The 25,027-nt window shown below is 68.7% G+C and carries 31 protein-coding genes; 19 read left to right on the forward strand and 12 right to left on the reverse strand.

The genetic code is table 11. The features are described from left to right. Nucleotides 1-15 precede the first annotated feature (15 nt). A complete protein-coding gene (locus ACIBH2_RS21475) occupies nt 16-1,449 on the forward strand; it encodes an amino acid permease (RefSeq protein WP_397119953.1) in 1,434 nt (477 codons plus the stop codon). 20 nt (nt 1,450-1,469) lie between these two features. On the opposite strand, the gene ACIBH2_RS21480 is transcribed toward ACIBH2_RS21475, so the two are convergent. Next, nucleotides 1,470-2,378 (reverse strand): DMT family transporter, encoded by a 909-nt coding sequence (locus ACIBH2_RS21480; protein WP_397119955.1) that lies wholly within the window; start codon nt 2,376-2,378, stop codon nt 1,470-1,472. A 185-nt stretch (nt 2,379-2,563) separates the two neighbouring features. After that, on the reverse strand, nt 2,564-3,877 hold the full coding sequence (locus ACIBH2_RS21485; RefSeq protein WP_397119957.1) for a DUF2786 domain-containing protein: 1,314 nt from the start codon (nt 3,875-3,877) through the stop codon (nt 2,564-2,566). A 121-nt stretch (nt 3,878-3,998) separates the two neighbouring features. Here ACIBH2_RS21485 and ACIBH2_RS21490 point away from each other — a divergent pair, with 121 nt between their 5' ends. Further along, nucleotides 3,999-4,514, forward strand: a complete 516-nt coding sequence (locus tag ACIBH2_RS21490; protein ID WP_397119959.1) for a hypothetical protein — start codon at nt 3,999-4,001, stop codon at nt 4,512-4,514. A gap of 117 nt (nt 4,515-4,631) precedes the next feature. Continuing rightward, nucleotides 4,632-5,048, forward strand: a complete 417-nt coding sequence (locus ACIBH2_RS21495; RefSeq protein WP_397119961.1) for a PPOX class F420-dependent oxidoreductase — start codon at nt 4,632-4,634, stop codon at nt 5,046-5,048. Here the strand turns inward: ACIBH2_RS21495 and ACIBH2_RS21500 are convergent. After that, the gene (locus tag ACIBH2_RS21500) at nt 5,045-5,848 is read right to left on the reverse strand and encodes an LLM class flavin-dependent oxidoreductase (protein ID WP_397119963.1); all 804 of its coding nucleotides are present in this window, start codon (nt 5,846-5,848) and stop codon (nt 5,045-5,047) included. The two genes, ACIBH2_RS21495 and ACIBH2_RS21500, sit on opposite strands and share 4 nt — an antisense overlap. 143 nt (nt 5,849-5,991) lie before the next feature. Between ACIBH2_RS21500 and ACIBH2_RS21505 the strand changes: the two genes are divergently transcribed. After that, nucleotides 5,992-6,435, forward strand: coding sequence for a hypothetical protein (locus ACIBH2_RS21505; RefSeq protein ID WP_397119965.1), 444 nt, complete (start codon nt 5,992-5,994; stop codon nt 6,433-6,435). Nucleotides 6,436-6,892: 457 nt separating this feature from the next. Continuing rightward, entirely contained in the window at nt 6,893-7,687 is a 795-nt protein-coding gene (locus ACIBH2_RS21510; RefSeq protein ID WP_397119967.1) for a hypothetical protein, read from the forward strand. Between the two features lie 41 nt (nt 7,688-7,728). On the opposite strand, the gene ACIBH2_RS21515 is transcribed toward ACIBH2_RS21510, so the two are convergent. Then, entirely contained in the window at nt 7,729-8,364 is a 636-nt protein-coding gene (locus ACIBH2_RS21515; RefSeq protein WP_397119969.1) for an SRPBCC family protein, read from the reverse strand. Between the two features lie 121 nt (nt 8,365-8,485). Here ACIBH2_RS21515 and ACIBH2_RS21520 point away from each other — a divergent pair, with 121 nt between their 5' ends. Continuing rightward, complete coding sequence (locus tag ACIBH2_RS21520) at nt 8,486-9,121, forward strand: TetR/AcrR family transcriptional regulator (protein WP_397119971.1); 636 nt, start codon at nt 8,486-8,488, stop codon at nt 9,119-9,121. Between the two features lie 41 nt (nt 9,122-9,162). Continuing rightward, on the forward strand, nt 9,163-10,170 hold the full coding sequence (locus ACIBH2_RS21525) for a PHP domain-containing protein (RefSeq protein WP_397119973.1): 1,008 nt from the start codon (nt 9,163-9,165) through the stop codon (nt 10,168-10,170). A 5-nt stretch (nt 10,171-10,175) separates the two neighbouring features. Here the strand turns inward: ACIBH2_RS21525 and ACIBH2_RS21530 are convergent, their stop codons facing one another. The 3 genes from ACIBH2_RS21530 to ACIBH2_RS21540 form a co-directional block, all read right to left on the reverse strand. After that, nucleotides 10,176-10,496 (reverse strand): PepSY domain-containing protein, encoded by a 321-nt coding sequence (locus tag ACIBH2_RS21530; RefSeq protein WP_397119975.1) that lies wholly within the window; start codon nt 10,494-10,496, stop codon nt 10,176-10,178. A 134-nt stretch (nt 10,497-10,630) separates the two neighbouring features. Next, nucleotides 10,631-10,951 (reverse strand): hypothetical protein, encoded by a 321-nt coding sequence (locus tag ACIBH2_RS21535; protein ID WP_397119977.1) that lies wholly within the window; start codon nt 10,949-10,951, stop codon nt 10,631-10,633. Between the two features lie 29 nt (nt 10,952-10,980). Then, nucleotides 10,981-11,820, reverse strand: a complete 840-nt coding sequence (locus ACIBH2_RS21540; RefSeq protein ID WP_397119979.1) for an NAD(P)H-binding protein — start codon at nt 11,818-11,820, stop codon at nt 10,981-10,983. A 63-nt stretch (nt 11,821-11,883) separates the two neighbouring features. Between ACIBH2_RS21540 and ACIBH2_RS21545 the strand changes: the two genes are divergently transcribed. Then, a complete protein-coding gene (locus ACIBH2_RS21545) occupies nt 11,884-12,276 on the forward strand; it encodes a winged helix-turn-helix transcriptional regulator (protein ID WP_397119981.1) in 393 nt (130 codons plus the stop codon). Nucleotides 12,277-12,347: 71 nt separating this feature from the next. Further along, nucleotides 12,348-13,490, forward strand: a complete 1,143-nt coding sequence (locus ACIBH2_RS21550) for a serine hydrolase domain-containing protein (protein ID WP_397119983.1) — start codon at nt 12,348-12,350, stop codon at nt 13,488-13,490. Nucleotides 13,491-13,493: 3 nt separating this feature from the next. On the opposite strand, the gene ACIBH2_RS21555 is transcribed toward ACIBH2_RS21550, so the two are convergent. Further along, nucleotides 13,494-15,026, reverse strand: a complete 1,533-nt coding sequence (locus tag ACIBH2_RS21555; protein ID WP_397119985.1) for a carboxylesterase/lipase family protein — start codon at nt 15,024-15,026, stop codon at nt 13,494-13,496. Between the two features lie 59 nt (nt 15,027-15,085). On the opposite strand from ACIBH2_RS21555, the gene ACIBH2_RS21560 reads away from it, so the two are divergent. Continuing rightward, a complete protein-coding gene (locus ACIBH2_RS21560; RefSeq protein ID WP_397119987.1) occupies nt 15,086-16,318 on the forward strand; it encodes an ROK family protein in 1,233 nt (410 codons plus the stop codon). On the opposite strand, the gene ACIBH2_RS21565 is transcribed toward ACIBH2_RS21560, so the two are convergent. Further along, a complete protein-coding gene (locus ACIBH2_RS21565) occupies nt 16,315-16,521 on the reverse strand; it encodes a CsbD family protein (RefSeq protein ID WP_397119989.1) in 207 nt (68 codons plus the stop codon). The genes ACIBH2_RS21560 and ACIBH2_RS21565 overlap by 4 nt on opposite strands. A gap of 212 nt (nt 16,522-16,733) precedes the next feature. Between ACIBH2_RS21565 and ACIBH2_RS21570 the strand changes: the two genes are divergently transcribed. The 9 genes from ACIBH2_RS21570 to amaP all read left to right on the forward strand — a co-directional run bounded on the left by ACIBH2_RS21570 (nt 16,734) and on the right by amaP (nt 20,793). Next, nucleotides 16,734-17,249 carry an RNA polymerase sigma factor gene (locus ACIBH2_RS21570; protein ID WP_397120953.1) on the forward strand — a complete coding sequence of 172 codons (516 nt, stop codon included), beginning with the start codon at nt 16,734-16,736 and terminating at the stop codon, nt 17,247-17,249. Next, entirely contained in the window at nt 17,240-17,833 is a 594-nt protein-coding gene (locus tag ACIBH2_RS21575; RefSeq protein ID WP_397119991.1) for an Asp23/Gls24 family envelope stress response protein, read from the forward strand. The genes ACIBH2_RS21570 and ACIBH2_RS21575 overlap by 10 nt, the downstream gene beginning before the upstream one ends. After that, a complete protein-coding gene (locus ACIBH2_RS21580) occupies nt 17,830-18,198 on the forward strand; it encodes an Asp23/Gls24 family envelope stress response protein (protein WP_397119993.1) in 369 nt (122 codons plus the stop codon). The genes ACIBH2_RS21575 and ACIBH2_RS21580 overlap by 4 nt, the downstream gene beginning before the upstream one ends. Continuing rightward, nucleotides 18,195-18,509, forward strand: coding sequence for a hypothetical protein (locus tag ACIBH2_RS21585; RefSeq protein ID WP_397119995.1), 315 nt, complete (start codon nt 18,195-18,197; stop codon nt 18,507-18,509). Before ACIBH2_RS21580 ends, ACIBH2_RS21585 begins: the two co-directional genes overlap by 4 nt. Nucleotides 18,510-18,602: 93 nt before the next feature. Beyond that, nucleotides 18,603-19,091 carry an Asp23/Gls24 family envelope stress response protein gene (locus ACIBH2_RS21590; protein WP_397119997.1) on the forward strand — a complete coding sequence of 163 codons (489 nt, stop codon included), beginning with the start codon at nt 18,603-18,605 and terminating at the stop codon, nt 19,089-19,091. A gap of 58 nt (nt 19,092-19,149) precedes the next feature. Then, nucleotides 19,150-19,338, forward strand: coding sequence for a hypothetical protein (locus tag ACIBH2_RS21595; RefSeq protein ID WP_397119999.1), 189 nt, complete (start codon nt 19,150-19,152; stop codon nt 19,336-19,338). Beyond that, the gene (locus ACIBH2_RS21600; protein WP_397120001.1) at nt 19,335-19,682 is read left to right on the forward strand and encodes an Asp23/Gls24 family envelope stress response protein; all 348 of its coding nucleotides are present in this window, start codon (nt 19,335-19,337) and stop codon (nt 19,680-19,682) included. The genes ACIBH2_RS21595 and ACIBH2_RS21600 overlap by 4 nt, the downstream gene beginning before the upstream one ends. Next, on the forward strand, nt 19,679-20,218 hold the full coding sequence (locus ACIBH2_RS21605) for a DUF6286 domain-containing protein (protein ID WP_397120003.1): 540 nt from the start codon (nt 19,679-19,681) through the stop codon (nt 20,216-20,218). Before ACIBH2_RS21600 ends, ACIBH2_RS21605 begins: the two co-directional genes overlap by 4 nt. Beyond that, complete coding sequence (gene amaP, locus ACIBH2_RS21610) at nt 20,218-20,793, forward strand: alkaline shock response membrane anchor protein AmaP (RefSeq protein ID WP_397120005.1); 576 nt, start codon at nt 20,218-20,220, stop codon at nt 20,791-20,793. The genes ACIBH2_RS21605 and amaP overlap by 1 nt, the downstream gene beginning before the upstream one ends. 29 nt (nt 20,794-20,822) lie before the next feature. On the opposite strand, the gene ACIBH2_RS21615 is transcribed toward amaP, so the two are convergent. From ACIBH2_RS21615 to ACIBH2_RS21625, 3 genes are all read right to left on the reverse strand, one after another. Next, nucleotides 20,823-21,989 (reverse strand): polyprenyl synthetase family protein, encoded by a 1,167-nt coding sequence (locus ACIBH2_RS21615; protein WP_397120007.1) that lies wholly within the window; start codon nt 21,987-21,989, stop codon nt 20,823-20,825. A gap of 168 nt (nt 21,990-22,157) precedes the next feature. Beyond that, a complete protein-coding gene (locus tag ACIBH2_RS21620; protein WP_397120009.1) occupies nt 22,158-23,135 on the reverse strand; it encodes a terpene synthase family protein in 978 nt (325 codons plus the stop codon). Nucleotides 23,136-23,206: 71 nt separating this feature from the next. Further along, the gene (locus ACIBH2_RS21625; protein ID WP_397120011.1) at nt 23,207-24,970 is read right to left on the reverse strand and encodes an amidohydrolase family protein; all 1,764 of its coding nucleotides are present in this window, start codon (nt 24,968-24,970) and stop codon (nt 23,207-23,209) included. Between the last annotated feature and the right edge of the window lie 57 nt (nt 24,971-25,027).

Raw genomic sequence — 25,027 nt, forward strand, 5'->3', positions numbered from 1 at the left:
AGAAGGGATGTCCGCATGTCCATCGCGGAATTGCGCAGCCAGATCATGCGCCGTAAACCCATTACCCGAGTCGAGGACGAGGCTCCGGCCGATGAACGGCTGGCCCGGTCGCTGGGACTGTGGCAGCTCACCGCCATCGGCGTGGGCGGCATTATCGGAGCGGGAGTGTTCTCGCTGGCGGGCGCGGTCGCCCACGATGTGACGGGCCCCGCGGTATTGCTCTCGTTCCTGGTGGCCGGAATCGCCAGTGCGGCGGCCGCCCTGTGCTACGCGGAATTCGCGGGGATGATTCCCAAGGCCGGATCGGCCTACACGTACGGATATGTCTCTCTCGGTGAGATTTTCGGCTGGTTCATCGGCTGGGATCTGCTGCTCGAATACGTGGCGGTCGCCGCCGTGGTCGCCATTGGCGTCTCCGGGTATTTCCGGTTCCTGCTCGATGGGATCGGACTCGAACTGCCGAATTGGATGATGGGCGCGCCCGGTACGGGCGAGGGGCATCAGGTCGACCTGTTCGCCATGCTGTTCTGTCTGGGCAGCGCGTTCGTGCTCTCGCGCGGGATTCGCAGCGTGGGACGGTTCGAATCGGTATTCGTGGCGGTGAAGGTCGCGTTGGTGGTGTTGATCGTCGTACTCGGCGTCTTCCATATCGACAGCTCCAATTACACGCCGTACTTCCCGTTCGGCACGGCGGCGGTGTTCACCGGTGCGGCGACGGTGTTCTTCGCGGTGTTCGGCTACGACGCCATGAGTACCGCGGCCGAGGAATCGGTGGATGCCGAGAAGCATCTGCCCAAGGCCATCATCTATTCACTGGCCATCGCCATGACGCTGTACGTGCTGGCCACGCTGGTGCTCACCGGAATGCAGAAGTACACCGAAATCAGCCCGGACAGCGGCTTTTCCACGGCCTTCGAATCGGTGGGCATGCCCGGGGTCGCCAATATCATCGCCATCGGCGCGATCGTCGGCATCATCACCGTGGTGCTCACCTTCATGCTCGGCGTGACGCGAGTGTGGTTCGCCATGAGCCGCGACGGGCTGCTGCCGGAATGGTTCGCCAAAACTCATCCGGTGCGCAAGGTGCCGACGCGGGTGACATGGATCGTTGGCATCGGGTCGGCCATCATGGCGGGTTTCCTGAATATCCGTACCGTCGCCGAACTCACCAATATCGGCATTCTCATGGCCTTCGTGGTGGTGTGCCTGGCGGTCATGGTGTTCCGCCGGACCCGGCCCGAGGTGCCGCGCACCTTCCGGCTGCCGCTCATGCCGCTGGTGCCGATTGTCGGCGTGGTGTTCTCGGTGTGGTTGATGGTGTCGCTGCGGTGGGAGACCTGGGTGCGGTTCGTGGTGTGGTTGTTGATCGGCTTGGTCATCTACTTCGCGTACTCGCGAACGCATTCGAAGCTCGCGCGGACCGCGGCCACGCCGACGGGGGATCAGTAGGCCCCCGTCGGCGCGGGTGGTCACCTCCGCACGGGCAGGGTGAGAACCACCAGGCCGGAGGCGAGAACCGCCAGCCCACACCAGGATTCGACGGACAGGCGTTCATCGAGAACGGCGACGCCCAACAGGGCGGCGACGGCCGGTTCCGCCAGGGTGAGGGTGGTGGCGACCTGAACGGCGGTGTGGCGCAGGCCGTATCCGAACAGGCGGTAGGCGAGGAAGGTGGTGCAGACCGCCAGGTGCAGGGCCACCGCCGCGCCGCGCGAGGTGACGAGCCAGGACGGTTCGTGTACGAGGACCACCGGGAGCACCAGCAGCGCCGCGCCGCCGAACATCGCGCCCATGACCGAGCCGGACGGGCGGCCGTGCGCGATGAGTCGCCCGCCGACCAGGGAGTACACGACGTAGGCGAATCCACCGCAGGCGGCCAAGGCGATACCGAGCGGATCGACGCTGCCGGACTTGGAGCCCAGGACCAGGACGGCGCAGCCGGTGACGGCGGCGGCCGTGGCCACGGTCCAGCGGGTGCTGGGTCGGGTGCCGCCGGTGAGCCAGGCGGCCAGTCCGGCGAAGACCGGTGCGCTGCCCAGCGCCACGACGGTGGCGACGGCGACGCCCGTTCGCGCCACCGCCGGGTAGAAGGTGACCGGGTATCCGGCCACCGCGACCGCGCCCAGGGCGAGCAGCCACCATTCTCGGCGGGCGCGGGCGGGGACGCCCCGGGAGGTGAGGAAGAGCAGCAGGCCACCCAGCGCCAGGCCCGCCGATCCGGTGGCGGCCGCCGGGACGCCCGAAGGGGCTTGGGAGGCAACGGTTCCCGTGGTTCCCCACAGCAGTGCGGCGGCGAGGATGGACAGGGGGCCGCCCAGTTGTCGTTGCTTCGATTCGTGAACGGCACGGCGCGTGGCCGTGCGAGAAGGATTCGGCACAGTCGTGAACTTCCGTTGGATTCCGACGGGGGATTCGCAACGGGCGCACGACGATACCGCCGAGGCTCGGCGGAAAGTGCTGTCAGGTGCGCCCGGTCAGGCGACCGGGGGCGGGGTGACGGCGTGCCAGTAGGTGTTCACCGGGTCGATGCTACTCGAGGACGGGGCGGTGGGCCACGGGGATCTCAGGTGTCGAGGCGGGCGCGGTCGGCGGCGGCGCGGCCCGCGTCCCAGCCCTCGGCGCTGCGAATGGTGACGCCGCGGCTGCGGGTGTGCGGGAACAGGGTTTCGAAGGCGGTGTCCACCGCGAGCTGATGGGAGGCCAGCACCGGCAGGAGGCGTTGCGGTGCGGGCGATTCCGCGATGGTGGCCGCGGTGGCCGCGGCCAGGCGCTCGCCGATGCGGGTGGCGTAGGCGACCAGGAAGGCTTTGCGGAAGGTGCGGCTGCGGGCCTCGTCGCCGTATTGCTCGCCGGTCGCGACCATGGCGCGGGTGGCTTGGACGAGCAGCGAGGTGGAGAGCAGTTCGATCGCGTCGAGGTCGGCGTCGTCGCCGACCACGGTGACGAAACCCCATTCCGCGACGAAGATCGCGCGGCTGCGGTTGGCGCGGGCGACCGCGTCGAGCAGCATGGCCTTGGCGTCGGTGTACGGGGTGTCGAGCCAAATCCGCCGTGCCCCGGGCACATCCGCGACCTGATTGTCGGCGTCGAGCAGCGCCCGGTCGAGCGCGTACTTGGTCATCAGCTCCTGGGCTTTGGCGGAGAGGGTCTCGGCCTCCTCGGGAAAGTCGGTCGATTCGGCCTTGGCGAGCAGCCCGCGCACGCGGCCGAGCACCTTCGCGTCGATGTGGTGGGTGGCGTGCGGTCGCGCCGTGCCCGGCAGCGGGGTGATGAGACCCACCTCGGGCAACAGCACCAGCAAGGCCAGCGCCTCGATCACGGTGGCGAGCGCCTCCTCCCGTGTCAGCAGGTGCTTGTCCGCCCACTGCGAGAAGTGCGGCTGCTCCGCCGCCCACCACACTCGCGCCTCGAGTTCCCGAATCTGCTCCCGCCACATCTCGTCGAGCGTCGTGAACGGCCGCACATGCCCCGCGATCGCATCCACCAGGAACCCGACCGCGAACTCGTCTGTCCGCCGCCGCGCCGCCTGCACGACATCCATTGGCAGCCAACCGTTCTGGAAGGTCAGCGCGACGATATGCCGTACCGTCGCGTCTACCCCGTCCCCGAGCATCGTGCCGAGATCGAGCGCCGCGCCGTGGTCGGGAGCTGCGGCCGCATCGGTCGTTCCCGCCGCGATCTGGGCGGCGAATTGTCGGGCCAGTGCCGAATCGCCGCGCGCCGCTTTACCTCCCGCTCCGGCGCGCGCTGTCGCCACGGCGGCTGCCGCGATCGCATCGGAGACTTGTTCCTTGGTCTCGAGGCCTGCCCACGACCCGGCCCCATCGAGACGTGCCCGCTGCTTGGCGGCCCGATGCTTTCGATTCGGCTTACCCATGACCCCGCAGCCTATGCCCCCTGCTCCGGGTTCACCCTGACCCGCCCGTCCCGGATTTGGGGGAGCGCACCGGATCCGATCACCGGCCATCCGCGCCTACCGTCGGGGCGAGGAGGCTCCCATGCGTTCCACCGCCATTCCCCTGGTTGTCCTCGGCCTGTACGCGGCCGTCGCCAGTTTCGTCTTCGCCGCCGCGACCACCGAGACAATCCTGCTGTACCCCAATATCTTCCGCGATGTTCCCGACTCCCTGGCGCTCAGCGAGCAGTTCATGTCCGAGGTTCGGGTGGGCGATGTCATGCGGCCCCTCGGCATGGTCGAAACCGCCACGGCGCTCATGGCGACCGCCATCGCCCTCTACTACCGCACCGCTCGCCGCTGGGTGCTGGCGTCTCTGATCCCCCTGATCGCAGGCCAATTCCTGCTGTCGGTCCTGTACCTGTGGCCCCGCGCCTCGATCCTCTACGACGATCGCACGGACCACACCCTCGCCGAAATAGAGCGCGCCGCAACGGAATTCCAAACAGGCGAACTGATCCGCATTCTGGCCGCCCTGGCCACGGCCGCACTCGCCGTCACCGCTGTCCTGGCGACCCACCGCACCTGGGTTCTGAACGGAAGACGTCGGGAAATCTAGCAGCGCTAGACAACATAGCGAGCCGATGTTATCGTTGCTTCAGTTTCTAGCGCCGCTAGAATCTCGGGTGATCGCCTTGGGCGCACCCGATCTCGAAGTCACCGAGGAGCAATGGACATGACCTTCACCAGCAACGAGCAGCGGTTCCTCGCGGAGGCCGGAATCGGTCGACTGGCCACGGTGTCGGCCGACGGCGTGGTGCAGAACAACCCGACCAACTACCGGGTCAACGCCGACGGGACCCTCGACATCGGCGGTATGCGGATGCGCGCCAGCCGGAAGTACCGCAATGTGGAGGCGGGCAGCCGGGTCTCGTTCGTCGTCGATCAACAGGTTTCGGTGGAGCCGTACGTGATTCGCGGCATCGAGGTGCGCGGGACCGCCGAGGCGCTCGAGGATGAAGAGCCGCCGTTCCCGCCCCAGGAGCGCGCCGTCATCCGGATTCATCCCGAACGGATCATCTCCTGGGGCATCGACGGCGGGTCCTTCGACTTCACCAGTCGCGTCGCCGCCGGGGTCTCGACCTCCAGCTAGTGTCCGGCGAGTTTGGCGACCACCGGGGCGAACCGGTCGGCCATATCGGCACCGAAGATGATGTAGGAGAACCCGATCTGCTCGCGCCGCCGCTGGATTTCCTCGACGGCGGCCGCCGGATCGTCCGGCAGGGCGCTCAGCGAGTCCGCGGCGTGCAGCGCGGCCGTGTCGGTGTCGGGAGGCGCCATGTGGGGCGCGACGGTGTGGCCGATGACCGGCACCGCGAGGGCGAGTTCGATATTCCGCGCGCGGAAATCGCCTGCCAGCTCGGCGATCTCGTCCCGCGGCCGATCGGGCATCGGAAAGGTGACCGTATCGGCGACCTCGGCCGCCAGCGCCCGCGCCTTCGGTCCCGACACGGCCATGGCGACAGGCGTGTGCCGGTCGGGACCGTCGAGCTCACGCAGCCTGCGCACGGTCTCGCGAATCCCTTCCAGCCGCCCGTTCGGCGGCGGCACACCCTCCACCCCCTTCTCCCGAAGCTCATCCGCGATCCCCGGCCGCCCGGTACCGATCCCCATCTCGAAGCGCCCCTCGGTCACCATCGACAACGAATGCGCCTCCCACGCCGTCAACCACGGCGCACGCAGCGGCGAGGCATACACCCACGTGCCCACCCGCAGCTCGGTCATGGCCGCGACACCGGCCAGCACGGGCCCGGGCGACGGTTGCATCAGCGGAAAATCAGGCATCAACAGCGTCGAGTAGCCACTGTCCGCGATCCGCCGCACCCGGTCCCGCCACGTCGCGAGATCACTGCGGATAGGAGCGACAATCCCGAATCGAAACGGCCGTGTCATACCGAATTCCTCTCTGCCTCGAGACCACCAGAGGCATGCTCATCGCATGCGTCGTCCACAGACAATGACGACCGTGCCGACCGAAACTCATCGGTACGGCCGAGACCCCAACCTGGTAACAGGCACCCGTTAGGCTCGTCGGTATGCGCACACGGCTGCGAAAACTGCACGCCGAAGGCCGAACCTTCGTGTGGCGAGCCAAGATTGGCACCGTGCGCGGCGACGGCGTCGACACCCACCGGTGCATCGACGTCCGAGTATGGGGCGCTGGCAAGAACAGCCGCGCACTCGTCGTCGACCTGCTCTCCAAGAGTATGGGCGTGGGCTGGACTCCCGCGGACACCGACGGGGCCTATCCGGACGCCAGCGACATTCGCAAGCTCATTACTCGTGGTCTGGAACTCGGCTGGGAAGTCGACGCCCGCGGCGGTGCGTTCCGGTTGACCGAGAGCTGCGGCCTGGACCTCCCGGCATTCCTGATCACCGACCGCCCCCAGCGTCCGGACGCGCCCGACCCGACCGCGCGAGTGATACAGGCCAACGAGCCTCATACGACACCGAATCCTTCGTCCACCGATCAGGCGTGAGACGGGCCAGCGAAGGGGCGCGTAGTCGGGTCCGAATGTCTTCGGCCCCATGTCGTTTCGAGACGGGGCTATACTCGCCGCCGAGCAAAGGGGCGGGTATGCGGTCGTGGGTTGGTCGTGGAATTCGAGGGGCGGCTGTGGCGGTGGTCGTGGCTGTTTTGGGGAGTTCCTGTTCCGAGGGGTCGGATATGCCGTCCGCGGCGGAGGGGTTCATGCCTCGGATAGCGACTTTCGTCTCCGCTGACGAGGGATGGGTGTTGGGGGGTGCGTCCGATATTCGACACACCAGCGATGGTGGGCGCACCTGGAGGCGCGTCGAGCCGCCTCTCGCGACGTCGATCGATCACTTGGTGTTCGCCACTCCCGTAATGGCTGGGCTACCGCGGAGAGCTCCGGGTGGTCGACGCACGATGGCGGTATCAGCTGGAATCCCATCGAGTTTCCCGAAGGTGTCGCCTTGGCTCGGGCGCGCGTTCAGCCTGTGGTCGAGAACGAGACGGTGCAGGTGGTGTCGTTCGATCCCAGTGGTGAGGTGCGAATTCTCAGTAGTCCCGTCGATGTCGACGACTTCACGGTATCGCCGGTCCATCGGATCGATGTTCGAGACAAGCGGCCCTCCGGGATCGAGCTACTGGTGCGTGGCGGTGGCACCTCCTGGTTGAGTGTCGCGATGGCTCCGAAATCCGGGGGCGACACCACGGTGTTCGCCGGTGCCCGACTCGTGAACGGCGAATGGACCAGTTGGACTCCGTTGTGTCTGGATTCCGGTATGCCGAGCTTGACCGCGGCGTCCGAGACCGAGCTCTTCGGAATCTGTGAACCCGTGCGCGCCGTTCGCTTCGATTCCGCCGAATACCATCTGTTCTCCTCCAGCGACGGTGGGTTGAGCTTCACGGATCTGGGGCTCGTCGGACCGACCGGCGCTGACCGGCAGCCAGTGGTCGCGGTCACTGGGAGCACGCTGGTCGTGGCCGTCAGCGAATCCGAATCCGAGTCCGGCATGATCCTGCGGACCTCCCGCGATGGCGGTCGCACCTGGACCACCACCCACGATCCGGCACCGGCCGCGAACTCCGACGCCAGCTTCCCGCAACTCGAATTCGTCACGGATACTTGGGGTTTCGCGCTCGAAGCCCACTACGGCGGCCGCGGGTTCGACGAAGACGGCGAGCTCGTGGCCATTCCGTACACGGGGCGGCTGCTCACCACCGCCGACGCGGGTGCGAGTTGGGCCACCGTCGAGTTCGACTGACCGGTGCCGCCGGATCCGCTGCGGTAGTGGGCCGTTCGCGGTCAGGCCTTGGCTTCGGCGGCGGCTTTCAGGTCTTTCAGCCAGGCCTCGAGGCCTGCGCCGAGGAGGGCGGTCGATGTGGGGACGTCGGCTTCGACCTGGGTGCCGGTCCAGTTCTCCTCGGTGCGTACCAGGACGCCGTCGTCGGTCTGGGTGAAGGTCCAGACGTGGATGCCGTTGTCGATGCGTAGGCCGTCGCCGACGGCGGGGCCGCTCCAGCGGATGCACGAATCGGGTTGCAGGTGGTGGACGGACGAGGTGATGGTCAGGGTGATTTCCGGGGTGGTGGCGGTGGCGGGTGCGGGGGTTGTCCACTGGAATTGGGAGCCGTCGCGTAGTGCGCCTTCGTCCAGGCGCTTGATGCTGGTGACGGGCTTCTGCCAGGTGGGCCAGCGTTCCACATCGGTTTGCAGGTTCCAGATGGTGTTCAGCGGCGCGTCGATCAAAGTCTCTGTGCGGTAGCGGATTCGGGCGGATTCGTCGATGCCCGCGCCGCCGCAGGTCACCACGTCCGCGGCGATGGGGGGTGTGGTGGCTGGGCTCGACGCGTCGCTGTCCGCGTCGCCGCACGCGGTGAGCGTGATCGCGGCTATGGGGGCAAGGAGTAGGGCGGTGCGGCGGGGGTTGCGGTTGAACACGGTCGGTCTCCTCGTTCAGGTTAAATCTATGGGGGCTCGATTTATTTAGAGGCTATAAGTGAATTGATCGACTGTCAATCGAGAAGCTGAGTGCGCATAGAGTTGGTGATAGGGTCTAAGGATGGGAACAGGTCGAACCGGTTCGCGGGAGCGCTATCGCGCCCAGGTGCGCGAGGAGATCAAGCAGCACGCGTGGGAGCAGATCGCCACGGCGGGCGTGTCCGCGCTGTCGCTCAATGCCATCGCCAAACGCGTCGGTATGAGTGGACCGGCCCTGTACTGGTATTTCGCCAACCGCGATGAGCTGATCACCGAGCTCATTCGCGACGCCTACCACAGCCTCGCCGACACGCTCCGAGAGCGGTCGCGGGCCGGTGCCGACGTGGCAGCGCTTGCCACCACCGTGCGGGAGTGGGCGCTGAGCGATCCGCAGCGGTACTTCCTCATCTACGGCACACCGGTCCCCGGCTACCACGCGCCCGACGACACCACCGCGATCTCCTCGGAGATCATGACCGTGCTCATCGAAGCCTTCGCCGCACAGCCGCCGGGCGAGCCCACCCCCTTCGACGCCCACCTGGAGAACCACCGCGACTGGGCCGACGGACACGCCGTGCCAGCCGTGACCCTGCACCGCGCCCTCTCGTTCTGGACCCGCGTCCACGGCGTCATCTCCCTCGAACTCGCCGGGCACTTCGCGGGCATGGGATTCGACCCCGCCCTGCTGTTCGCGGAGGAACTGAACACTCTGCGCTGACAGGCACTCGCCGAATCCGGTCGCGCGGGCACACTGGAGGTATGGATCCTGTCGCCGCTCTGCGCCAGATCGCGTACTACAAGGACCGGGCTCGCGAGGAACCCCGCCGGGTCATGGCCTACCGGAATGCCGCCGACATCGTCGAACGGCTCGACGACGCCAAGCGCGAACAGCTGGGGGAATCGAACGGGTGGCAGTCGCTGCCGGGAATCGGCCCCAAGACGGCGGCGGTCATCGCGCAGGCCTGGGCGGGGCGGGAGCCGGATGTGCTGGTCGAATTGCGGGCCGCCGCCCGGGATTTGGGCGGCGGCGAGCTACGGGCGGCGCTGAAGGGTGACCTGCATGTGCACTCGAACTGGTCCGACGGGTCGGCCCCGATCGCGGAGATGATGGCGGCCGCGCGGGCGCTCGGGCACGAGTACTGCGCCCTCACCGATCACTCCCCGCGGCTCACGGTCGCCAACGGACTGTCGGCCGACCGGCTGCGCGAGCAGCTCGATGTCATCGACGAGCTGCGCGAGCGGTTCGCGCCCATGCGCATACTCAGCGGCATCGAGGTCGACATCCTCGACGACGGATCGCTCGATCAGGAGCCCGAACTCCTCGAACGGCTCGATATCGTGGTGGCCAGCGTGCACTCCAAACTCAAGATGGAGCCCGCCGCCATGACCAGGCGAATGGTGCGCGCGGTATCGAGCGGCCAAGCCGATGTGCTCGGCCACTGCACCGGGCGACTCGTCGAGGGCGGCCGCGGTATCCGTCCGGAGTCGAAGTTCGACGCCGAACAGGTGTTCACCGCCTGCCGCGACCACGGCACCGCCGTCGAGATCAACTCCCGACCCGAGCGCCGCGACCCGCCGACCCGACTCCTGCGGCTGGCCCTCGACATCGGCTGCGACTTCGCCATCGACACCGACGCGCACGCCCCCGGCCAGCTCGAATTCCTCGCCTACGGCGCACAGCGCGCCATGGACAACGACGTCCCCGCCGAACGAATCATCAACACCTGGCCGGTGGACAAGCTCCTGGCGTGGGCGGCCTCCTCGTAAGGGTGTCAGTCGCTGTTCTGCTCGACCGACAGCACCGTGCCGGTCGCTGCGTCGACCTGCACCTCGTACGCGCCGCCGGTGCGGGTGACCACATCGACCTCCCACTTCGGGGCGCCGTCGCTCATCTCGAGCTCGACCGATTGCACCGTCGCACCCTGCAGCGCCTCCTGCGCCGCCATCAACGCCTCCTGGTCGTTGGCCACGGGCTGGACGGCGGGGGTGGCGAGTGCCGGTGCGGCCGCGGCGCCGCCCAGGGCGGCGGCGAGCACCGCTCCGAAGGAGAGTCGGCGCAGGGTGTCGGTGGCGTGGCGAGTGTTGACCGTCATGGTGGTGCTCCTTCTCGTTCCGTATCGCGACAACCTTTCGCCCCGGAACTACCACCGATTCGCCGGTCCATGCACGAATCATGATCGGGGCTCCGGGCGGGGGCGGTTTCCGCCCGGAGCTTGCTCCGCGGTGGCTAGCGGGCCACCGCCGACCAGCCGTAATGGGTCTGATAGGTCCCCGGCGGCACCACCGCGGTGGGCTCGCCCGTGCAGTCGCTGGTCGCGAAGACCAGGAAGTCGCGCTTGCTGCGGTTGTCGAAGGTGATGTCGCGCGGGAAGCCGCTGGCCCAGCACCGGTCCAGATCGCTGAGCTCGGCCTTCCCATCGATGATCACGACCTCGCGGCCGTCCCCGTTGCCGAAGGAGCCGGTGGGAAACGCGGTGGCGGAGGGGGCGGCGACCGCGAGGGCCGCGAGAGCGAGAGCGCTTGCCAGAGAAGGCTTTCCGAATGTCATTTCGTCGATGCTACAAGTTCGCGGCGGGTTCAGCGGAAGTCGGAGGCGTGATCGCGTGCCCACTCGGCGAAGGTGCGCCCGGGGCGGCCGGTGACCTCCTCGACGATCGTGGACACCTCGTGCGGACCGGTCAGGCCAGCCTGCCATCCGGCGAGGATGGCCTCGACGGCGAAGGGCGGCACCGTCTTTCGCAGGTCGGCGCGCGCCTCGTCGACCGAGACGACCTCGATGGCGATCTCGCGGTCGAGTGCGCTGCCGATGTGCTGTACCTGCTCCCGCAGGGTCGGTGATTCGGGGCCGAGCACCTCGTAAGCCTGGCCGTGATGCCCCGGCTCGGTGAGCGCCGTGATGGCGAGCGCGGCCAGGTCCCGTTCGTGCACGGGCGCTGTCCGCGCCTCCGGATACGGCAGGCGCACCGCGCCCTCCTCGCGGATCGAGCGCTGCCACCACCACAGCGCGTTCGAGGCGAACATGCCGGGGCGCAGGAAGGTCCACTCCATACGCGAACTCGCCAGCGCGTTTTCGACGAGGAGGTGCATGCGGGCGACCGGATTGTCCATGGGATCGGGCAGTGTGACCGCGCCGGAGGAGAGCAGCACCACGTGCCGTACCCCCGCCGCCTCGGCCGCCGCCACGAACCCGTCGATGCCCTCGGGTTTGGCGTAGAGGAACACCCGCTCCGCACCGTCGAGTGCGGCGGGCAGGGTTTCGGGGCACTCCAGATCGGCCGCCACGATATCCGCACCCGCCGGGAAACGCGCGGAGTTGGGATCGCGGCCGACCCAACGCACTTGCGCGCCTACGGAATTCAATCCCTCCGCGACATGACGTCCGACATTTCCACTGGCACCGAAGACAACCGAGGTCATGGCCGCAGCGTAGGCCGAGCGGCTAACCCGAAGTAAGGACATACCTCTGGGTAAGCTGCTGAGATGACGGTAGGTTCGCACGTCGCACGCCCCGAATGGTGGGGCGGGAGTGACGCATTCGACATCGAGTGCCCGGCCCGCGAGGTGCTCGACCACATCACCGGACGCTGGGGCGTGCTGCTGCTGACCGCGCTGGAACACGGCCCGCTGCGCTTCTCCGAGCTGCGCGCCATGATCGGCGGTATCAGCGAGAAGATGCTCTCGCAGACGCTGCGCATGCTGGTGCGCGACGGCCTGGTCGCGCGCACCGTGGAACCGACCACGCCGCCGCGCGTCAGCTATGAACTGACCGCCCTCGGGCGCGGGCTCACCGACGCGCTGCGCACGTTCCTGAACTGGGTGCATCGGCACAGCGCCGATGTCATGGCGGCGCAGCGGGAGCACGACCGCCAGTAGTGCTGGCACCACCTCGAAGTGGGGCGGCAGCAGGCTGCCGGTGGCGCGGCGTTCTCCGTAGCTTGAGGCGGGTGCGATGGAGACTTGCGGTGGTTGGGGTGGCGGCGTTGGCGGCGGCGGGCTGTGTGGACGAGGTGGTCGCGCCCAGTGAAGTGGGGCGGGCGGGGATTGTCGCGGCAGTGGATGATGCTGTGCGGCTGGGATATCCGGGTGCGCAGGCGGTGATCGGTGACCCCGGACATACGTGGACGGTGCGTGCGGGGGCGGGCGATCTGGCCACCGGCGAGCCGTTCGCCGACGACGCTCGGCTTCGAATCGGCAGTATTACCAAGACTTTCGTGGCGACGGTCGCCTTGCAGCTGGTGGGGGAGGGGAAGATCGAACTGGATGCTCCGGTCGAGCGGTATCTGCCGGGGGTCGTGTCGGGACCGGGTATCGACGGGAACCGCATCACCATTCGAAACCTCTTGCAGCACACCAGTGGTCTTCCCGAGTACGCGGCGGAGTTCGGCGCGAAGCCCGGCCCGGGCCAGATCGAGTTCATGTCCGACGACATCAGATGGCAGACCGCCGACCTGAATGCGGTGCTGCGCAATGCCTTCACCGTGCCCGCCGCCTTCGAGCCCGGCACGCGATGGGCGTACTCCAACACCAATTACATTCTCGCGGGCATGGTGATCGAGAAAGTCACCGGACACACGGTCGGCACCGAGATCACCCGCCGCATCATCGAGCCACTCGCCCTGACCGGCACCTACTATCCCGCCCCCGACGAAACCGATATCCGCGGCCCACACCCGCACGGCTACACCGAGATCGACGGTCAGCGGGTCGACTACACACTCCAGAACGTCTCGGCCGCCGGAGCGGCAGGGGCGCTGGTCTCGACCGGCGCGGACGTCAACCACTTCTTCACCGCCCTGATGGCCGGAAAACTGTTGCCCCCAGCGCAATTGGAGGAGATGCGGAACGTCAGACCCATGGCCGAGAACAGCGACGTCTCCTACGGTCTCGGCCTCATGCGCATCTCGATGCCGTGCGGACGAGACCTGTGGGGCCACACCGGCGGACTCCCCGGCGCGTTGACCGACGCCGGTGTAGTCCCCGAAACCGGCCGGGCCGTGACCATCGCCCTCAACCAGGACTACACCGACGCCGAGCGCGGCCCCGCCAGCTCCCGCGCCCTCATCGCCGCCGTCTGCCCGACTCCGTAGGTGTCACCGCAGCCAGAGGTCGCGCTGTGCCGCGAACGGATCGGAGCGCACATGTGGTGTCTCCGACCAGATCATGGTGTCGCGTTTGTCGAGGGTGTAGCGGGGCCAGGTCGGGCCCGGGTCGGTCGCGGTGATGAAGGAGACCCAGCTCTTGTGGAGAGCGTCGGCGAGGGGCTGGGGCGGGTTGTCGCCCGCGACGGCGGTGACGCCCTGGGTGCGCAGGAGGTCGAAGGCGAAGGGGATGTCGAGGCAGTGGAAGGAAGTGCCGTCGTAGGTGGGGGCCGTTGAGGTCCAGGTGAATTCGTAGAGCCAGGTCGGGAGGCCGCGGGCGGCCCGGGATTCGGCCACCCGGTAGGACGGGGCCCGCAGCAGCGTATCGCTGGTGGCCTGGCCGACCAGTTGGGCGGCGGTGTCGCCGGGGTAGGCGGCGCGGAACGCGTCGGCGTCGGCGGGGTTCAAGCCCAGGGCCGCGAAGGCGGCGGGGAGGGTGGCGTCGGTGACCGGCTGGTCTTCGCTCACGGCGTTGAACTCGTCGCGGGTGAAGCCGAGCAGCAGCGGGATATCCATGGCCGCACCGGATTTCAGCGCATCGGCGGAGGATTCGGGAATCAGGGATCCGTCGGCGAAGGGCGCCAGCGCCAGCATGGGTCCGCTGGCGCCGGGCTCGCCGAGCTTGTCCTGCAACGCCTGGAGCTGGTTTCCGTCGAGGTCGCGCAGCGCGGCCACGGTGGCGGGCACGCCGGTCTTCTCGGTGAACAGCCGCGCCACCTCGGCACCCGCCGCACGGTCGTTCGGTTGCGACAGCGCACCGGAGGCCGAAATCCCCGCGCGGAACAGACCTTTCGCGGACGGCGTCGCCATGAGCGCCCACACCGCGCCGCCACCCGCGGACTGTCCGGCAATGGTGACCCGATCCGGATCACCGCCGAATTCCGCGATATTGTCACGCACCCACCGCAATCCGGCGATCCAGTCCAGCACCGCGCGATTGTCGGGCGCACCCTCGACCGAGAGGAAACCCTCGATACCCAGCCGGTAGCCGAGGGACACCACCACCACGCCGTCGCGATTGAACGCCGCGCCGTCGTACCACGGGCTGGCCGCACTGCCCGCCACGAATCCGCCACCGTGAATCCACACCAGCACAGGCAGTTTCGCCGCCCGCGACGGATCCGGCGTGAACACATTGAGATTCAGCACCCCGTCGCCGGGAATGCTCGGCTCCGGGATCGCGGTCACCGCGCCGAGCTGCTTGCGCTGCGCCGTCGGACCGTAGGCGGTGCAGTCGCGAACGTCACGCCACGGTGCGGGCGGCACCGGCGCGGCGAAGCGCAGCTCGCCGACCGGCGGCTGCGCGTAGGGGATACCGAGGAAGGCGGTGCCGGTGTCGCGGCGCACCCCGCGCACCGGACCGTATCCGGTGGTGACCGTCTCCGGTGTCGCGTTCTCACCGCTGCGCGCCGGTGCGCACGCGGCCAGCGCCAACATGCCCGCTCCGGCCAACAGACTCCGACGGCCGATCTGTACTCCGGACATGCCCACCTCGAATTACGTCAATAGTTGAAAAAATTCATGGCCAGCATAATCTCTCCCTTGTGGACCACGCATCCTCGGGCATACCCAGCGACTCGGCCGCGGTGCGCCGCCGCAATCTCGGCCTGGTGCTGCGCCATATCGCGGAGCACGGCCCCTGCGCACGATCGGAGATCGCCACCGGCACCGGATTGGCGCACGGCTCGGTCACCGCCTTGGTCGCCGACCTGGTCGAACGCGGACTCGTCGGCGAGGACGACGCGGTGCGCGGCGGCGGGCGGGGACGGCCGGGCAGACCGCTGCGGCTGGAACCCCGCCGCGCCCTGGCGGTGGCCGTCCAGATCGGCGCGGAAGAGTTGCGCGTCGCCGTCGCGGATCTCGCGGGGGCTGTCGTGTGGCGCGAGACCGTCGCGCACCGGTGCGCACCCGGCACGCCCGAGGCCATGGCCGAGGAGGTGGCCGCGGCCGTCACCCGCGCCGAGACCGCCATCGTGGCCCTGCCCGGGGCCGTGCGCACCCGCGTCGTCATCGCCATGGCCGGTCCCATACGCGACGACGCGGACCAGACCGTGGCCATCGCACCGGATTTCGGCTGGCTGCGCCCGGTGCGGCTGGGCGCGCTCATCGCCGCGCGGCTCGCCGATCCGACCTGTCCGGTCGATGTCGTCAACGACGGCAATGCCGCCGCCCTGGCCGAATTCCATGCCCGCCCCCGCCCCACCCGCGGCCTGGTGCTCATCGAGGCGGGCACCGGCATCGGCGGCGGCGTGGTGCTCGACGGCCGCATCCATATCGGCAGCCAGGGCATCGCCGGTGAGCCCGGCCATATGCCGGTCGCTCTCGACGGCCCGCCCTGCGTCTGCGGCGCGCGCGGCTGCCTGGTGCGCTACGCCGGTCCGGAAGCGGTCCTCACCGCCGCCGGTCTGGACGGCGTCCTGCGCCGCGAGGGTCTCGCCGTCGCCTCCCGCCAGTTCGTCGCGGCCCTGCGCGCGGGCGACGCGGCGGCCGCGCGGGCCATCGAAACCGCCGCTCGCGCACTGGGTGTCGCGATCCTGTCGAGCACCGCGCTCCTCGATGTCGACGAGATCGTGCTGGGCGGCACGCTCGCGCACTGGTTTCCGTGGCTGGCCCCGATCATCGAAGCCCAGCTGGCGGGCCGCCGGGCACTGGCTCCGGCCCTCGAACTCGAGGTCGCCGAAGCCAGGCTGGGCGAGGACGCCATCCTGTACGGAGCCATCGAATCGGCCCGCCGCACAGTGCTTTCCGACCCCGCCCTGGTGCCCGCGGCGGGCTAGCGGTTCAGCTTGCCCTTCACCTTGTCGACGACATCCTCGATACCGTCCTTGATGTCCTCGACCGCGTTCTTCAGACCGGCGGAGGCCTGATCGGCCTTGCCCTCGGCCTTCAGATTCTCGTCACCGCCGAGATCGCCCGCGGCCTCCTTGGCCTTGCCGCCGAACTCCTCGGCCTTGTTGCTGATCTTGTCACTCAGAGACATCACGACCTCCTATCGAGTGTTCATGCCCGGACGGGCACATGAATACGACACCGATTCCCGGGAAACCCTCACGCGGCAACCAATGAGACAACGGTCACGGATAATGCGACGTGACGATTCCCGGCACTCGGTGTCGAATGAGGGAACGGTGAGGAGGCGCGGTGACCACAGTCGATGCGGGACCTGCCGCAGAACTCGACGATGCCACCCTGGTGAGTCGATCGCGGGACGGGGATGTCCGGGCATATGAACAGCTAGTTATCCGCTATCAGGGCCGAATGTTCCGTTTGGCCGATCGCATGCTCTCCGATCGCACGGAGGCCGAGGATGTCGTCCAAGACGCCTTCCTCACGGCGTGGCGGCGGCTCGCGCAACTGCGTGACGACGCGGCCTTCGCGGGCTGGCTCTACCGCATGACCACCAACCGCTGTCTGAACGTGCTGCGCCACCGGCAACCGGCGACCGATATCGACCCCGACACCACCGAGTCGCCGCGCACCGACACCCGCCCCGACCACGCCGTCGCGGTGCACAGCCAGTTGGAGGCGCTGCGGGCGGCACTGGACGAGCTGACGCCCGAACAGCGGGCCTGCTGGCTGCTGCGCGAGGTGCACGGCCGTTCCTACGAGGAGATCGGCGAGATCGTCGGCGCGAATGTCACCGCGGTACGCGGGCGCATAGCGCGGGCCCGCGCCCAGTTGGCGGAGGTGATGAAGGCATGGCGATAGTGAACGCGACGGATACCGACGAGGACTACCGGCTGCCCTGCGGGCGCGGTATGGACGAGGTGTGGCAGCGCCTCGACGCGGTGCAGGCGGGTAACTCCAACGCGCACGAGGCGCGCTGCGCCGACTGTCGGGCGGCCCGCGAGAGTCTGCTCGCCCTGCGCGCCGCGACCCAGGAGCTGATCGACGAACCCGATCCGCCGCCCCCGGATCTGCTGGGGCGCATCATGTCCGCCGTGCGCGCCGAGATGCGGCGCGGTCAGACGCTGGCCCTGCCGACCGAGCACGCGGGCGCCGTCGAGGTGAGCGAACAGGCGGTCGCCGTGGTGTTGCGCTATGCCGCCGACACCGTTCCCGGCGTGCGCGCTCGACGCTGCCGCATCACCAGCGTCGGCACCGGACCCGACGGCGAGCACATCGTGCGGGTGAGTATGGCCATCGCCGTGCGCATGCGCGGCGGCAGCCTGGACGGCCTGGTGCCGCTGGTGCGCCAGCGCGTCGCCGCCGCCCTGTCGACCCGCGCGGGGCTGCTGCTGGGCCAGTTGGATGTCACGGTCGTGGACGTCTACCAGGAGCGCGACCGGTGACCGCGGCCGAATACGTCATCGCCGACAGCGTGGTGGCGAGCGTGGCCGCGCGAGCCGCCGCGTCGGTGCCCGGTGTGGTGCGGTTGGAGCCGGGCCTGCGCGGCCTGGTCGTCGGCCTGGCCCGTTCCGGCCGACAGCTGCTCGGCCGAGCCGAATCGGCGCCCGCCGACGGCGTGCGGGTGACCCGGACCGCGAACGGCGGGTACGGCGTGCAGGTGGACCTGTCGCTCGGCGCCGGATGCCGCGCCGCGGAGGTCGGCGCGCGGGTGCAGGACGCGGTCGTGCGGACCGTACTGGAACAGACCGGTGTCACCGTGGACGAGGTCGCGGTGACCATTCTCGATATCGAACCGGGAGAACGGTGAACGTGGGGGAGTTGCTCGACAAGATCGTCGCGGCCGTCGAGGCCGTGGATGGATTGCGGCCCGCCGCCCCGTTCGGGCTCGAGGCCGTGAGCTGGCTGCCGCAGGGCGGAAGGTCCTATGCGGTCGATATCGACAAGGAGGTCGTCGAAATACGGGTGGTGGCAAGCCGATTACCGCTGCCGCCGCTGTTGGAGCGGCTCACCGCCGCCGTCGCACCGCTGCTGGCGGATACGGAATGGAGTACGGCCACCGTGCGCGTGGTGGTCGCCGCACTCGATGCCGCCGCCATCGGCAACGACACGGTTACCTAGATCACGTCGGGTGTGCGTGACGATCGCGCGCCCGCCGTGTCGAACTCACAGAAGCGTTGATCCACTGCACGACAACGACATCAGGAGGACGACATGACCGGAACCACGACCGAGAAGTCGACGGACAAGACCACCGTGAGCACGCGGGGTCAGTCGGACCGCAATGGCGCGGCAAAGGACGGCGCCCTGGTGACCGAGCAGGGTTCGACCACCATCGCCGATCTGGTGGTGCAGAAGATCGCCGGACTCGCCGCTCGCGAGGTGCGCGGCGTGCATGCCCTCGGCGGCGGCGCGGCCCGGGCCTTCGGCGCCATTCGCGACCGGATTCCGGGCGCCTCCGCCAGTGTGGGACAGGGCGTTTCGGTGGAGGTCGGCGAGACGCAGGCGGCGGTCGATCTGGAGCTCGTCGTCGAATACGGCGTCGGCATAGCGGAATTGGCGCAGGCGGTGCGCCGCAATGTCATCACCGCCATCGAGCAGATGACCGGGCTCGAGGTCGTCGAGGTCAATATCAATGTCAACGACGTCTACATCCCCGAGGACGACGACGAAGACCAGCCCGCCGCCAACCGCGTGCAGTAGCCCGCGGCGCGAATCCAGTTCTCGCACATCCCATCCTTCGTAGATCGAGGAGTCGCAGATGAACGCCACCACTATCGGCCTGGCCGTCGGCCTCGCCCTCGGATTCGCCATGGCCTTCGGCGGATTCGGCGCTTTCGCAGTCGTTCTGGTGTTCGCCGCTCTCGGCCTGCTGGTCGGCCGCTGGCTCGACGGCGAACTCGACGTGGCCGGGCTGATGCGCTCGGCCCAGGATCGGAGTCGGCGATGACGGCGCTGGCACTGGATACCGCCGCCGCGCTCGGCCGGACCACCGTCAGCGAACGCGCGGTCCGGCGCATCGCGGCGCGGGCGGCCACCGAGGTGGACGGCGTGGCGGCCGATGTGCGGGTGGACGCCGAGGTCACCGCCGACGCGGCCGCGCTGCGCGTCGGGCTGCCGGTGCGGTATCCGATGCCGGTGGCCCGGGTCGCCGAGGCGTGCCGCGGCCATCTGATGGCCCGCATCGCCGAACTCGCGGGACTGACGGTGACCGGCGTGGAGATCACCGTCTCCGCCATGCCGCTCGAGAACCGTTCGCCCGCGAGCGAACCGGCGCGCCGGAGGGTGAAATGATCCGGCGGCCGCGGCGGGTGGTCACGGCCGCACTCGTCGCGATCGCGCTGCTGGCCCTGTGTGTCGCCGTGGCGGTGGCGCTCATCCAACGGCTCGCGGGCGCACGGGAATTCGTCTCCTACGACAGTGTCGCGACTCGACTGCACGACACCACCTGGGGTGACCCCCTGGTGTTGGCGGTCGGTATCGGCGTCGCGCTGCTCGGGGCGGTGCTGGTGGCCAGCGCCCTCGTCCCGGGACGGGCCACGGTGATTCCGCTGGAACCCGTCGACGGCAGCGCCGCCGGAATCGAGCGCCGCAGCCTGCGCACGGCGCTGCGCCGCTCGGCCCTCGGCGTCGGCGGTATCGACTCCGCGCGAGTGCGGCTGCGCGGCAAAACCATTCGGGTCTCCGCGAATTCCGATCGGGTCGATATCCACGACCTGCCGGAAACCGTGCGCGCGGCCGTCGCGGACACGCTCGACCGTATCGGCCCTCGGGAGTCGCGCCAGGTTCTGCACACCAAGCTGCGGCCCGCGAAGACGAAAGGCGCATGATGACCACCGTCAACCGCCCCGCTCGCCTCAATCGGTCCCTGCTCGCCCTGATCGGACTGCTCTTGCTCGCCGCCGGTGGCTATCTCATCGCGGCGCAGCGCGGCTGGCTCGGCTGGGCGGACCGCTCCGAGCCGCTCACCCCGGGCACCGCCGCGCCGCCGACCTGGGTGTTCTACGCGATCGTGGTCGGCGCGATCGTACTGGGCCTGCTGTGTCTGCGCTGGCTCGGCGCACAGCTGTTCCGCATGCCCAATTCGGTGAAATGGCAACTGTCGGAAGACAAGTCGGCAGGCGACATCATCCTCTCCTCGTCGACCGCCGCCGATGCGGTGGCCGCCGATATCGAGTCCTTCGACGGCGTGCGCTCGGCCTCGGCGTGGCTGTCGGGGCCGGGGCGCGCCCCGGAGCTGCACCTCGTCGTCACCGCCGGGCCGGAGACCGACCTCACCGAGCTGCGTCGCCGCATCCTCGGTGAGGCCGTCGCCCGGCTGCGCCAGGCCCTCGAGGTCGGCGTCATCCCGGTGACCATGGAACTGCGCGTCGCCGAGGACCGCAAACCCGCCCGGGTGCGCTGACCGCGGTCCGTGAGCGTCGAGGACGAGTGTCACCGATTCCGGTGTGCCACCAGGTGAGCCAGCGCCAGCAGGTCACCGGAGGCGAGTTCGCGCGGTAGCGCGTCCACGGCATTGCGCATCGAGATGGCCGCCCGGTGCGCCGTGCGCTGTCGGCCTCCGGCCTCCTCCACCAGATCCGCCGCCCGGGCCGCTCGTTCCGGCGTCATCGGTTGGCGCGCTTGATAGATCCGCGCCAGCTCGCGCCCCGCCGCGGTGTCCGAGGCGAGGGCGGAGACCACCGGATAGGACTGCTTGCGGTGCAGCAGATCGCTGTGCGCGGGCTTGCCGGTGACGGCCGGATCACCCCAGATGTCCATGGCGTCGTCGACGAGTTGGAACACCACCCCCAGCTCTCGCCCGAAGGTGTGCATGGCCGACACCACGCGATGTTCGGCTCCGGCGCACAAAGCGCCCAGGGCGCAGGAACATCCGAGCAATGCCCCGGTCTTGCCCGCCGCCATGGCCAGGTACTCGTCCTCGGTCACCGTGCGGCGGGTCTCGAAGGCGCAGTCCTGGTACTGGCCCTGGCACAGGGCGACGGTGGTGCGGGCCAACCGGATCACCGCCTGCGCCGTCACATGTTCGGGCACGCCGTCGGAGAGCACGCCCAGGGCCAGCGCCTGCAGGGCGTCGCCGAGCAAGGTGGCATTGGTCTCGCCCCAGATCCGCCATACCGTGGCGCGCCCGTGGCGGGTGTCGTCGGCGTCCATCACATCGTCGTGGACGAGCGAGAAATTGTGCAGCAGCTCCACGGCCGCCGCCGCGTGCACGGTCCGCGCGGTATCCCCGCCGCAGGCGGTCGCGGCGGCGAAGGTCAACGCCGGTCGCAGCGCCTTGCCCTGGACGCCCGAGGTGGGCGTGCCGGAGGGGTCGCACCAGCCGAAGTGGTAGCCCGCCATACGGTCCAGCGGATCGGTGAGCGAGTCGACGGCGGCGCGCAGTACCGGTTCGATGGCGCCGCGGGCCTCGGCGAGCTGTCTGCGCACCGAATGCTCGCCGATCGCGGTCGCGCGCTCGCCCGGACCGCGGTAGGCGGTCTCGCTCGGACGCGTGTGCTCGATACCGGTGGCGGCACCCACCGGCCGGGCCGAGACAGGTCTCCGATTGGTCTGGAGACGCTGGCCGACAAGATGTTTGATCGAATTCGAGGCTCGCATAATCGGTCCCACTCGCTCGGACACGGCCTCCTCTGGCGCAACCGGCGGCAGCTGAGCGGCCATGCGTCGAAGAAGCTCATGGTCCCATCGACACCCGGAATCGCGGGGGCGCGATGGGATTTCAGTTCGGCAACGGCCACGATGTCGGGTGATCGGGCCGATATCTGGTCAGGTGAGCGGCAACCCGTGTTCGAGTGCCTCCACCGGTGCGCTCGTATATCTCGCCGCCTGATAGTGGTAGTCGAGATTGGCGCGCACGTAGACCGTGTAATTCTCGGCGGTGGCCAATGTGTCGTCGCGATCCCCACCGGTGATGCCCGCCACCTCGAGCTCCGCCGGTAGCCGTTCGATGGCGGCCGTCATGCGGTGAACCAACTGCGTGAGTAGGTGATTCACGTATTCACAGGCCTGCGCCCGGGTGTAATCGAAGTGCAGCTCGGCCAGCAGGACCGAGTTGTACAGATAGTTCGAGGCCTCGTCGGACTCCACCGAGAGCACATCGTTGAGCAGCCCCATATGCTCCACCGCGGCCTCGCGCAGCAAACGCATGGCGGGCAGCTGCCGGGCGGCCGGACACAGATCGACGCCCTCGGCGCGCTCGCTGATGTCGAGAAAGACGAACAGCGCCACCGAATCTCGGCGGTGTGCCCGGTAGACGTCCAGATCGGGCAGATGCCCGGCAATCCGTCCGATGCTCTCGGTGTAGTAGGTCCACAGCCAGGCGCGGATCTCGGCGCGTACGGCCTCGCGCCAGTCGCCGGAGCGGCCCGCGCACAGTCGCCGCCACAGATCCGCGAAGGCCACCGCGAGGACGCCGGAGGGCTGCCCGCCGTCGTAGACCGCGTTGAGGGTGGCGATGGTGTGCAGCGTCCTTGCCGGATCCGGGATTTCGATATCGAACTGATCGTCCACGATGAACGCCCACGCGGTGTACTGGCTCAGCAGCGCCAGCTCCTCCGCGTTCGCGGTCGGGCACCACAGCGCGTACATTCGTGCTGGTCGGGTGCGTCGCATGCGGCGGCGGGTCAATTCCGTCGGAACCAGATCGTAGGCCTCGAGCCAGGCCCACATCGCGGCCTCGGCCTCGCGCTCGGCAGGGTTGCTGCCAGCTGGCTCGAACGGCATGAAGAATTCGGGTGCGTCCATCGAAACCGCCTATCCCCCAAACAGTTTACCCGTCAATAGCGACAATACCGGCGTTTCCGGCGCACTGGGTATCATTCGTGGGATGTATAAGTTCTCGTCTCGCTGGTTGAGACGGTTCCGGCGGTGAGGAAGGTGCCCGCGTGCAGCGTGGTACCGAAACCCTCCGCGAATTCCCCGTATTCGTAGACCACGTGCCCGCCGACGATGGTCGCGGCGACGGCGGCGTCATTGCGGTTCACCATGCGCGAGACTCCGGCCCCGGGCAGTTCGGCCTCCGCGTACTCGCCACTGCCGCCGTCGAATCCGGCGGGATCGATGACGGCGACATCGGCGCGCCGACCCACCGCCAGATATCCGGCATCGAGGCCGTACCAGTCGGCGAGTTCGCCGGTGACCCGGTGCACGGCCTGTTCGAGAGGCATGAAACCGCGCCGGTGCACCCGCTCGAGCAGGCGCAGATTCGCGTTGTAGAAGGCCATATTGCGCAGGTGCGCACCGGAATCGGCGAAACCGATCTGGACCATGGGGGAGCGCTGCAGCCAGTCCAGCACATCCTCGCGGTCATTGGCGATGGTGGTGCGCCAGCGCAGCTTGTCGCCGTGCTCGACGGTGAGATCCAGCAGCGCGTCGGGGGCGGTGATGCCGCGGTCGGCGGCCACGTCGGCGAAGGAGCGACCGACCACCGTGGCGTCCGGGCAGGCCACGATCTGCGCGTCAGCCAAGTCGCGATGCCAGACGCGCGGGCCGAAGCGCTTGGCCAGATCCTTGCGGAACCGGCGGCGGTAGTCCTCGTCCCGCAGTAGCTCACTGCGGGCGAGCACCTCGCGAATGTTCAAAGCGGCCGCGCCGGAACCGAATTCCTCGAAGATCACCAGATCGATACCGTCGGCGTAGACCTCGAACGGCACCGGGAGATGCTGCCAGCGCAGATTCGCGCCGCCGAGGCGATTGACGGCCCAGGCCGCGCCCACGGCCGTCCGCGCCACGGTGCGATCGGCCTTGATATCGGCGGCCGAGAGCAGGGCGGTCTTGAGCGGACGGCGGCGGAGTACGCGACCCATGCTCTCGGTGAAGTAGTGCACCATCTCCACGCGCGAGGTCAGGTTCGGGGTGCTCTGGTGGACTCGACCGCGGTGGCGCAGAACGGAATTCAGTCGCCGGTACTCTGCCCATGAGGCGTAGGTGGACGGTAGCTGCCGGGCCGGGAAGCGCTTGCCCTCCAGTTTGGAGAAGGAACTGCGGATGGTGGAGAGCCCGACGAAGCCCGCGTCCAGGGCCTCGTCCAGCATGGCGGCCATGCGATCCAGCTCGGCGGCGGTGGGGCGCTCGGCGGCGTCGACGGCGCGGCCCAGGCCCATGACGGCGACGCGAATATCCGAATGTCCGATGAATGCCGCCACATTCACGCCCAGTGGCCGCGAACCGATCGCCGCCACATAGGATTTCGGGTCCGTCCAGGTCTTGTGCTCGGTGACCGCCTCGTTGACCACCTGCCAGGGCAGCGCCTCCACCCGCGCGAACATATCGGCGCAGTCCTCGGCCTCGGTGAAGACCGTGGAGAGCGAACAATTCCCGAAGATCACGGAAGTGACCGCGTGCCTGGCGGATTCGCCCAGACCGGGGCCGGTCAACACCTCGGCGTCGTAGTGCGTGTGCACATCGATCATGCCCGGGATCACCCATTTCCCGGTGGCGTCGATGACACGGCGGCCGCCGGACAGCTCGCCCAAGGCGACCACCTTCCCGTCGCGGATCGCCACATCGCCCACCATCGGCGCGGAGCCGGTGCCGTCGAAAACCGTTCCGCCCCGGATCACCACGTCGTAGTCGGCCATGACCGCGCTCCCATCCGCACAACTATCCGATACACCGAGTATCACAGTCGGTGCCGT

This window comes from Nocardia sp. NPDC050406 (genome assembly GCF_044459025.1).
Classification (GTDB): domain Bacteria; phylum Actinomycetota; class Actinomycetes; order Mycobacteriales; family Mycobacteriaceae; genus Nocardia.

Coding starts and splice junctions, on each gene's coding strand:
- ACIBH2_RS21620 (WP_397120009.1), bottom strand. CDS start 23,135: ATGGACGCACCCGAATTCTTCATGCCGTTCGAGCCAGCTGGCAGCAAC.
- ACIBH2_RS21495 (WP_397119961.1), top strand. CDS start 4,632: ATGACCTTCACCAGCAACGAGCAGCGGTTCCTCGCGGAGGCCGGAATC.
- ACIBH2_RS21490 (WP_397119959.1), top strand. CDS start 3,999: ATGCGTTCCACCGCCATTCCCCTGGTTGTCCTCGGCCTGTACGCGGCC.
- ACIBH2_RS21590 (WP_397119997.1), top strand. CDS start 18,603: ATGACCGGAACCACGACCGAGAAGTCGACGGACAAGACCACCGTGAGC.
- ACIBH2_RS21520 (WP_397119971.1), top strand. CDS start 8,486: ATGGGAACAGGTCGAACCGGTTCGCGGGAGCGCTATCGCGCCCAGGTG.
- ACIBH2_RS21500 (WP_397119963.1), bottom strand. CDS start 5,848: ATGACACGGCCGTTTCGATTCGGGATTGTCGCTCCTATCCGCAGTGAT.
- ACIBH2_RS21475 (WP_397119953.1), top strand. CDS start 16: ATGTCCATCGCGGAATTGCGCAGCCAGATCATGCGCCGTAAACCCATT.
- ACIBH2_RS21530 (WP_397119975.1), bottom strand. CDS start 10,496: ATGACGGTCAACACTCGCCACGCCACCGACACCCTGCGCCGACTCTCC.
- ACIBH2_RS21565 (WP_397119989.1), bottom strand. CDS start 16,521: ATGTCTCTGAGTGACAAGATCAGCAACAAGGCCGAGGAGTTCGGCGGC.
- ACIBH2_RS21595 (WP_397119999.1), top strand. CDS start 19,150: ATGAACGCCACCACTATCGGCCTGGCCGTCGGCCTCGCCCTCGGATTC.
- amaP (WP_397120005.1), top strand. CDS start 20,218: ATGACCACCGTCAACCGCCCCGCTCGCCTCAATCGGTCCCTGCTCGCC.
- ACIBH2_RS21545 (WP_397119981.1), top strand. CDS start 11,884: ATGACGGTAGGTTCGCACGTCGCACGCCCCGAATGGTGGGGCGGGAGT.
- ACIBH2_RS21605 (WP_397120003.1), top strand. CDS start 19,679: ATGATCCGGCGGCCGCGGCGGGTGGTCACGGCCGCACTCGTCGCGATC.
- ACIBH2_RS21525 (WP_397119973.1), top strand. CDS start 9,163: ATGGATCCTGTCGCCGCTCTGCGCCAGATCGCGTACTACAAGGACCGG.
- ACIBH2_RS21625 (WP_397120011.1), bottom strand. CDS start 24,970: ATGGCCGACTACGACGTGGTGATCCGGGGCGGAACGGTTTTCGACGGC.
- ACIBH2_RS21615 (WP_397120007.1), bottom strand. CDS start 21,989: ATGCGAGCCTCGAATTCGATCAAACATCTTGTCGGCCAGCGTCTCCAG.
- ACIBH2_RS21600 (WP_397120001.1), top strand. CDS start 19,335: ATGACGGCGCTGGCACTGGATACCGCCGCCGCGCTCGGCCGGACCACC.
- ACIBH2_RS21555 (WP_397119985.1), bottom strand. CDS start 15,026: ATGTCCGGAGTACAGATCGGCCGTCGGAGTCTGTTGGCCGGAGCGGGC.
- ACIBH2_RS21505 (WP_397119965.1), top strand. CDS start 5,992: ATGCGCACACGGCTGCGAAAACTGCACGCCGAAGGCCGAACCTTCGTG.
- ACIBH2_RS21535 (WP_397119977.1), bottom strand. CDS start 10,951: ATGACATTCGGAAAGCCTTCTCTGGCAAGCGCTCTCGCTCTCGCGGCC.
- ACIBH2_RS21540 (WP_397119979.1), bottom strand. CDS start 11,820: ATGACCTCGGTTGTCTTCGGTGCCAGTGGAAATGTCGGACGTCATGTC.
- ACIBH2_RS21485 (WP_397119957.1), bottom strand. CDS start 3,877: ATGGGTAAGCCGAATCGAAAGCATCGGGCCGCCAAGCAGCGGGCACGT.
- ACIBH2_RS21575 (WP_397119991.1), top strand. CDS start 17,240: ATGGCGATAGTGAACGCGACGGATACCGACGAGGACTACCGGCTGCCC.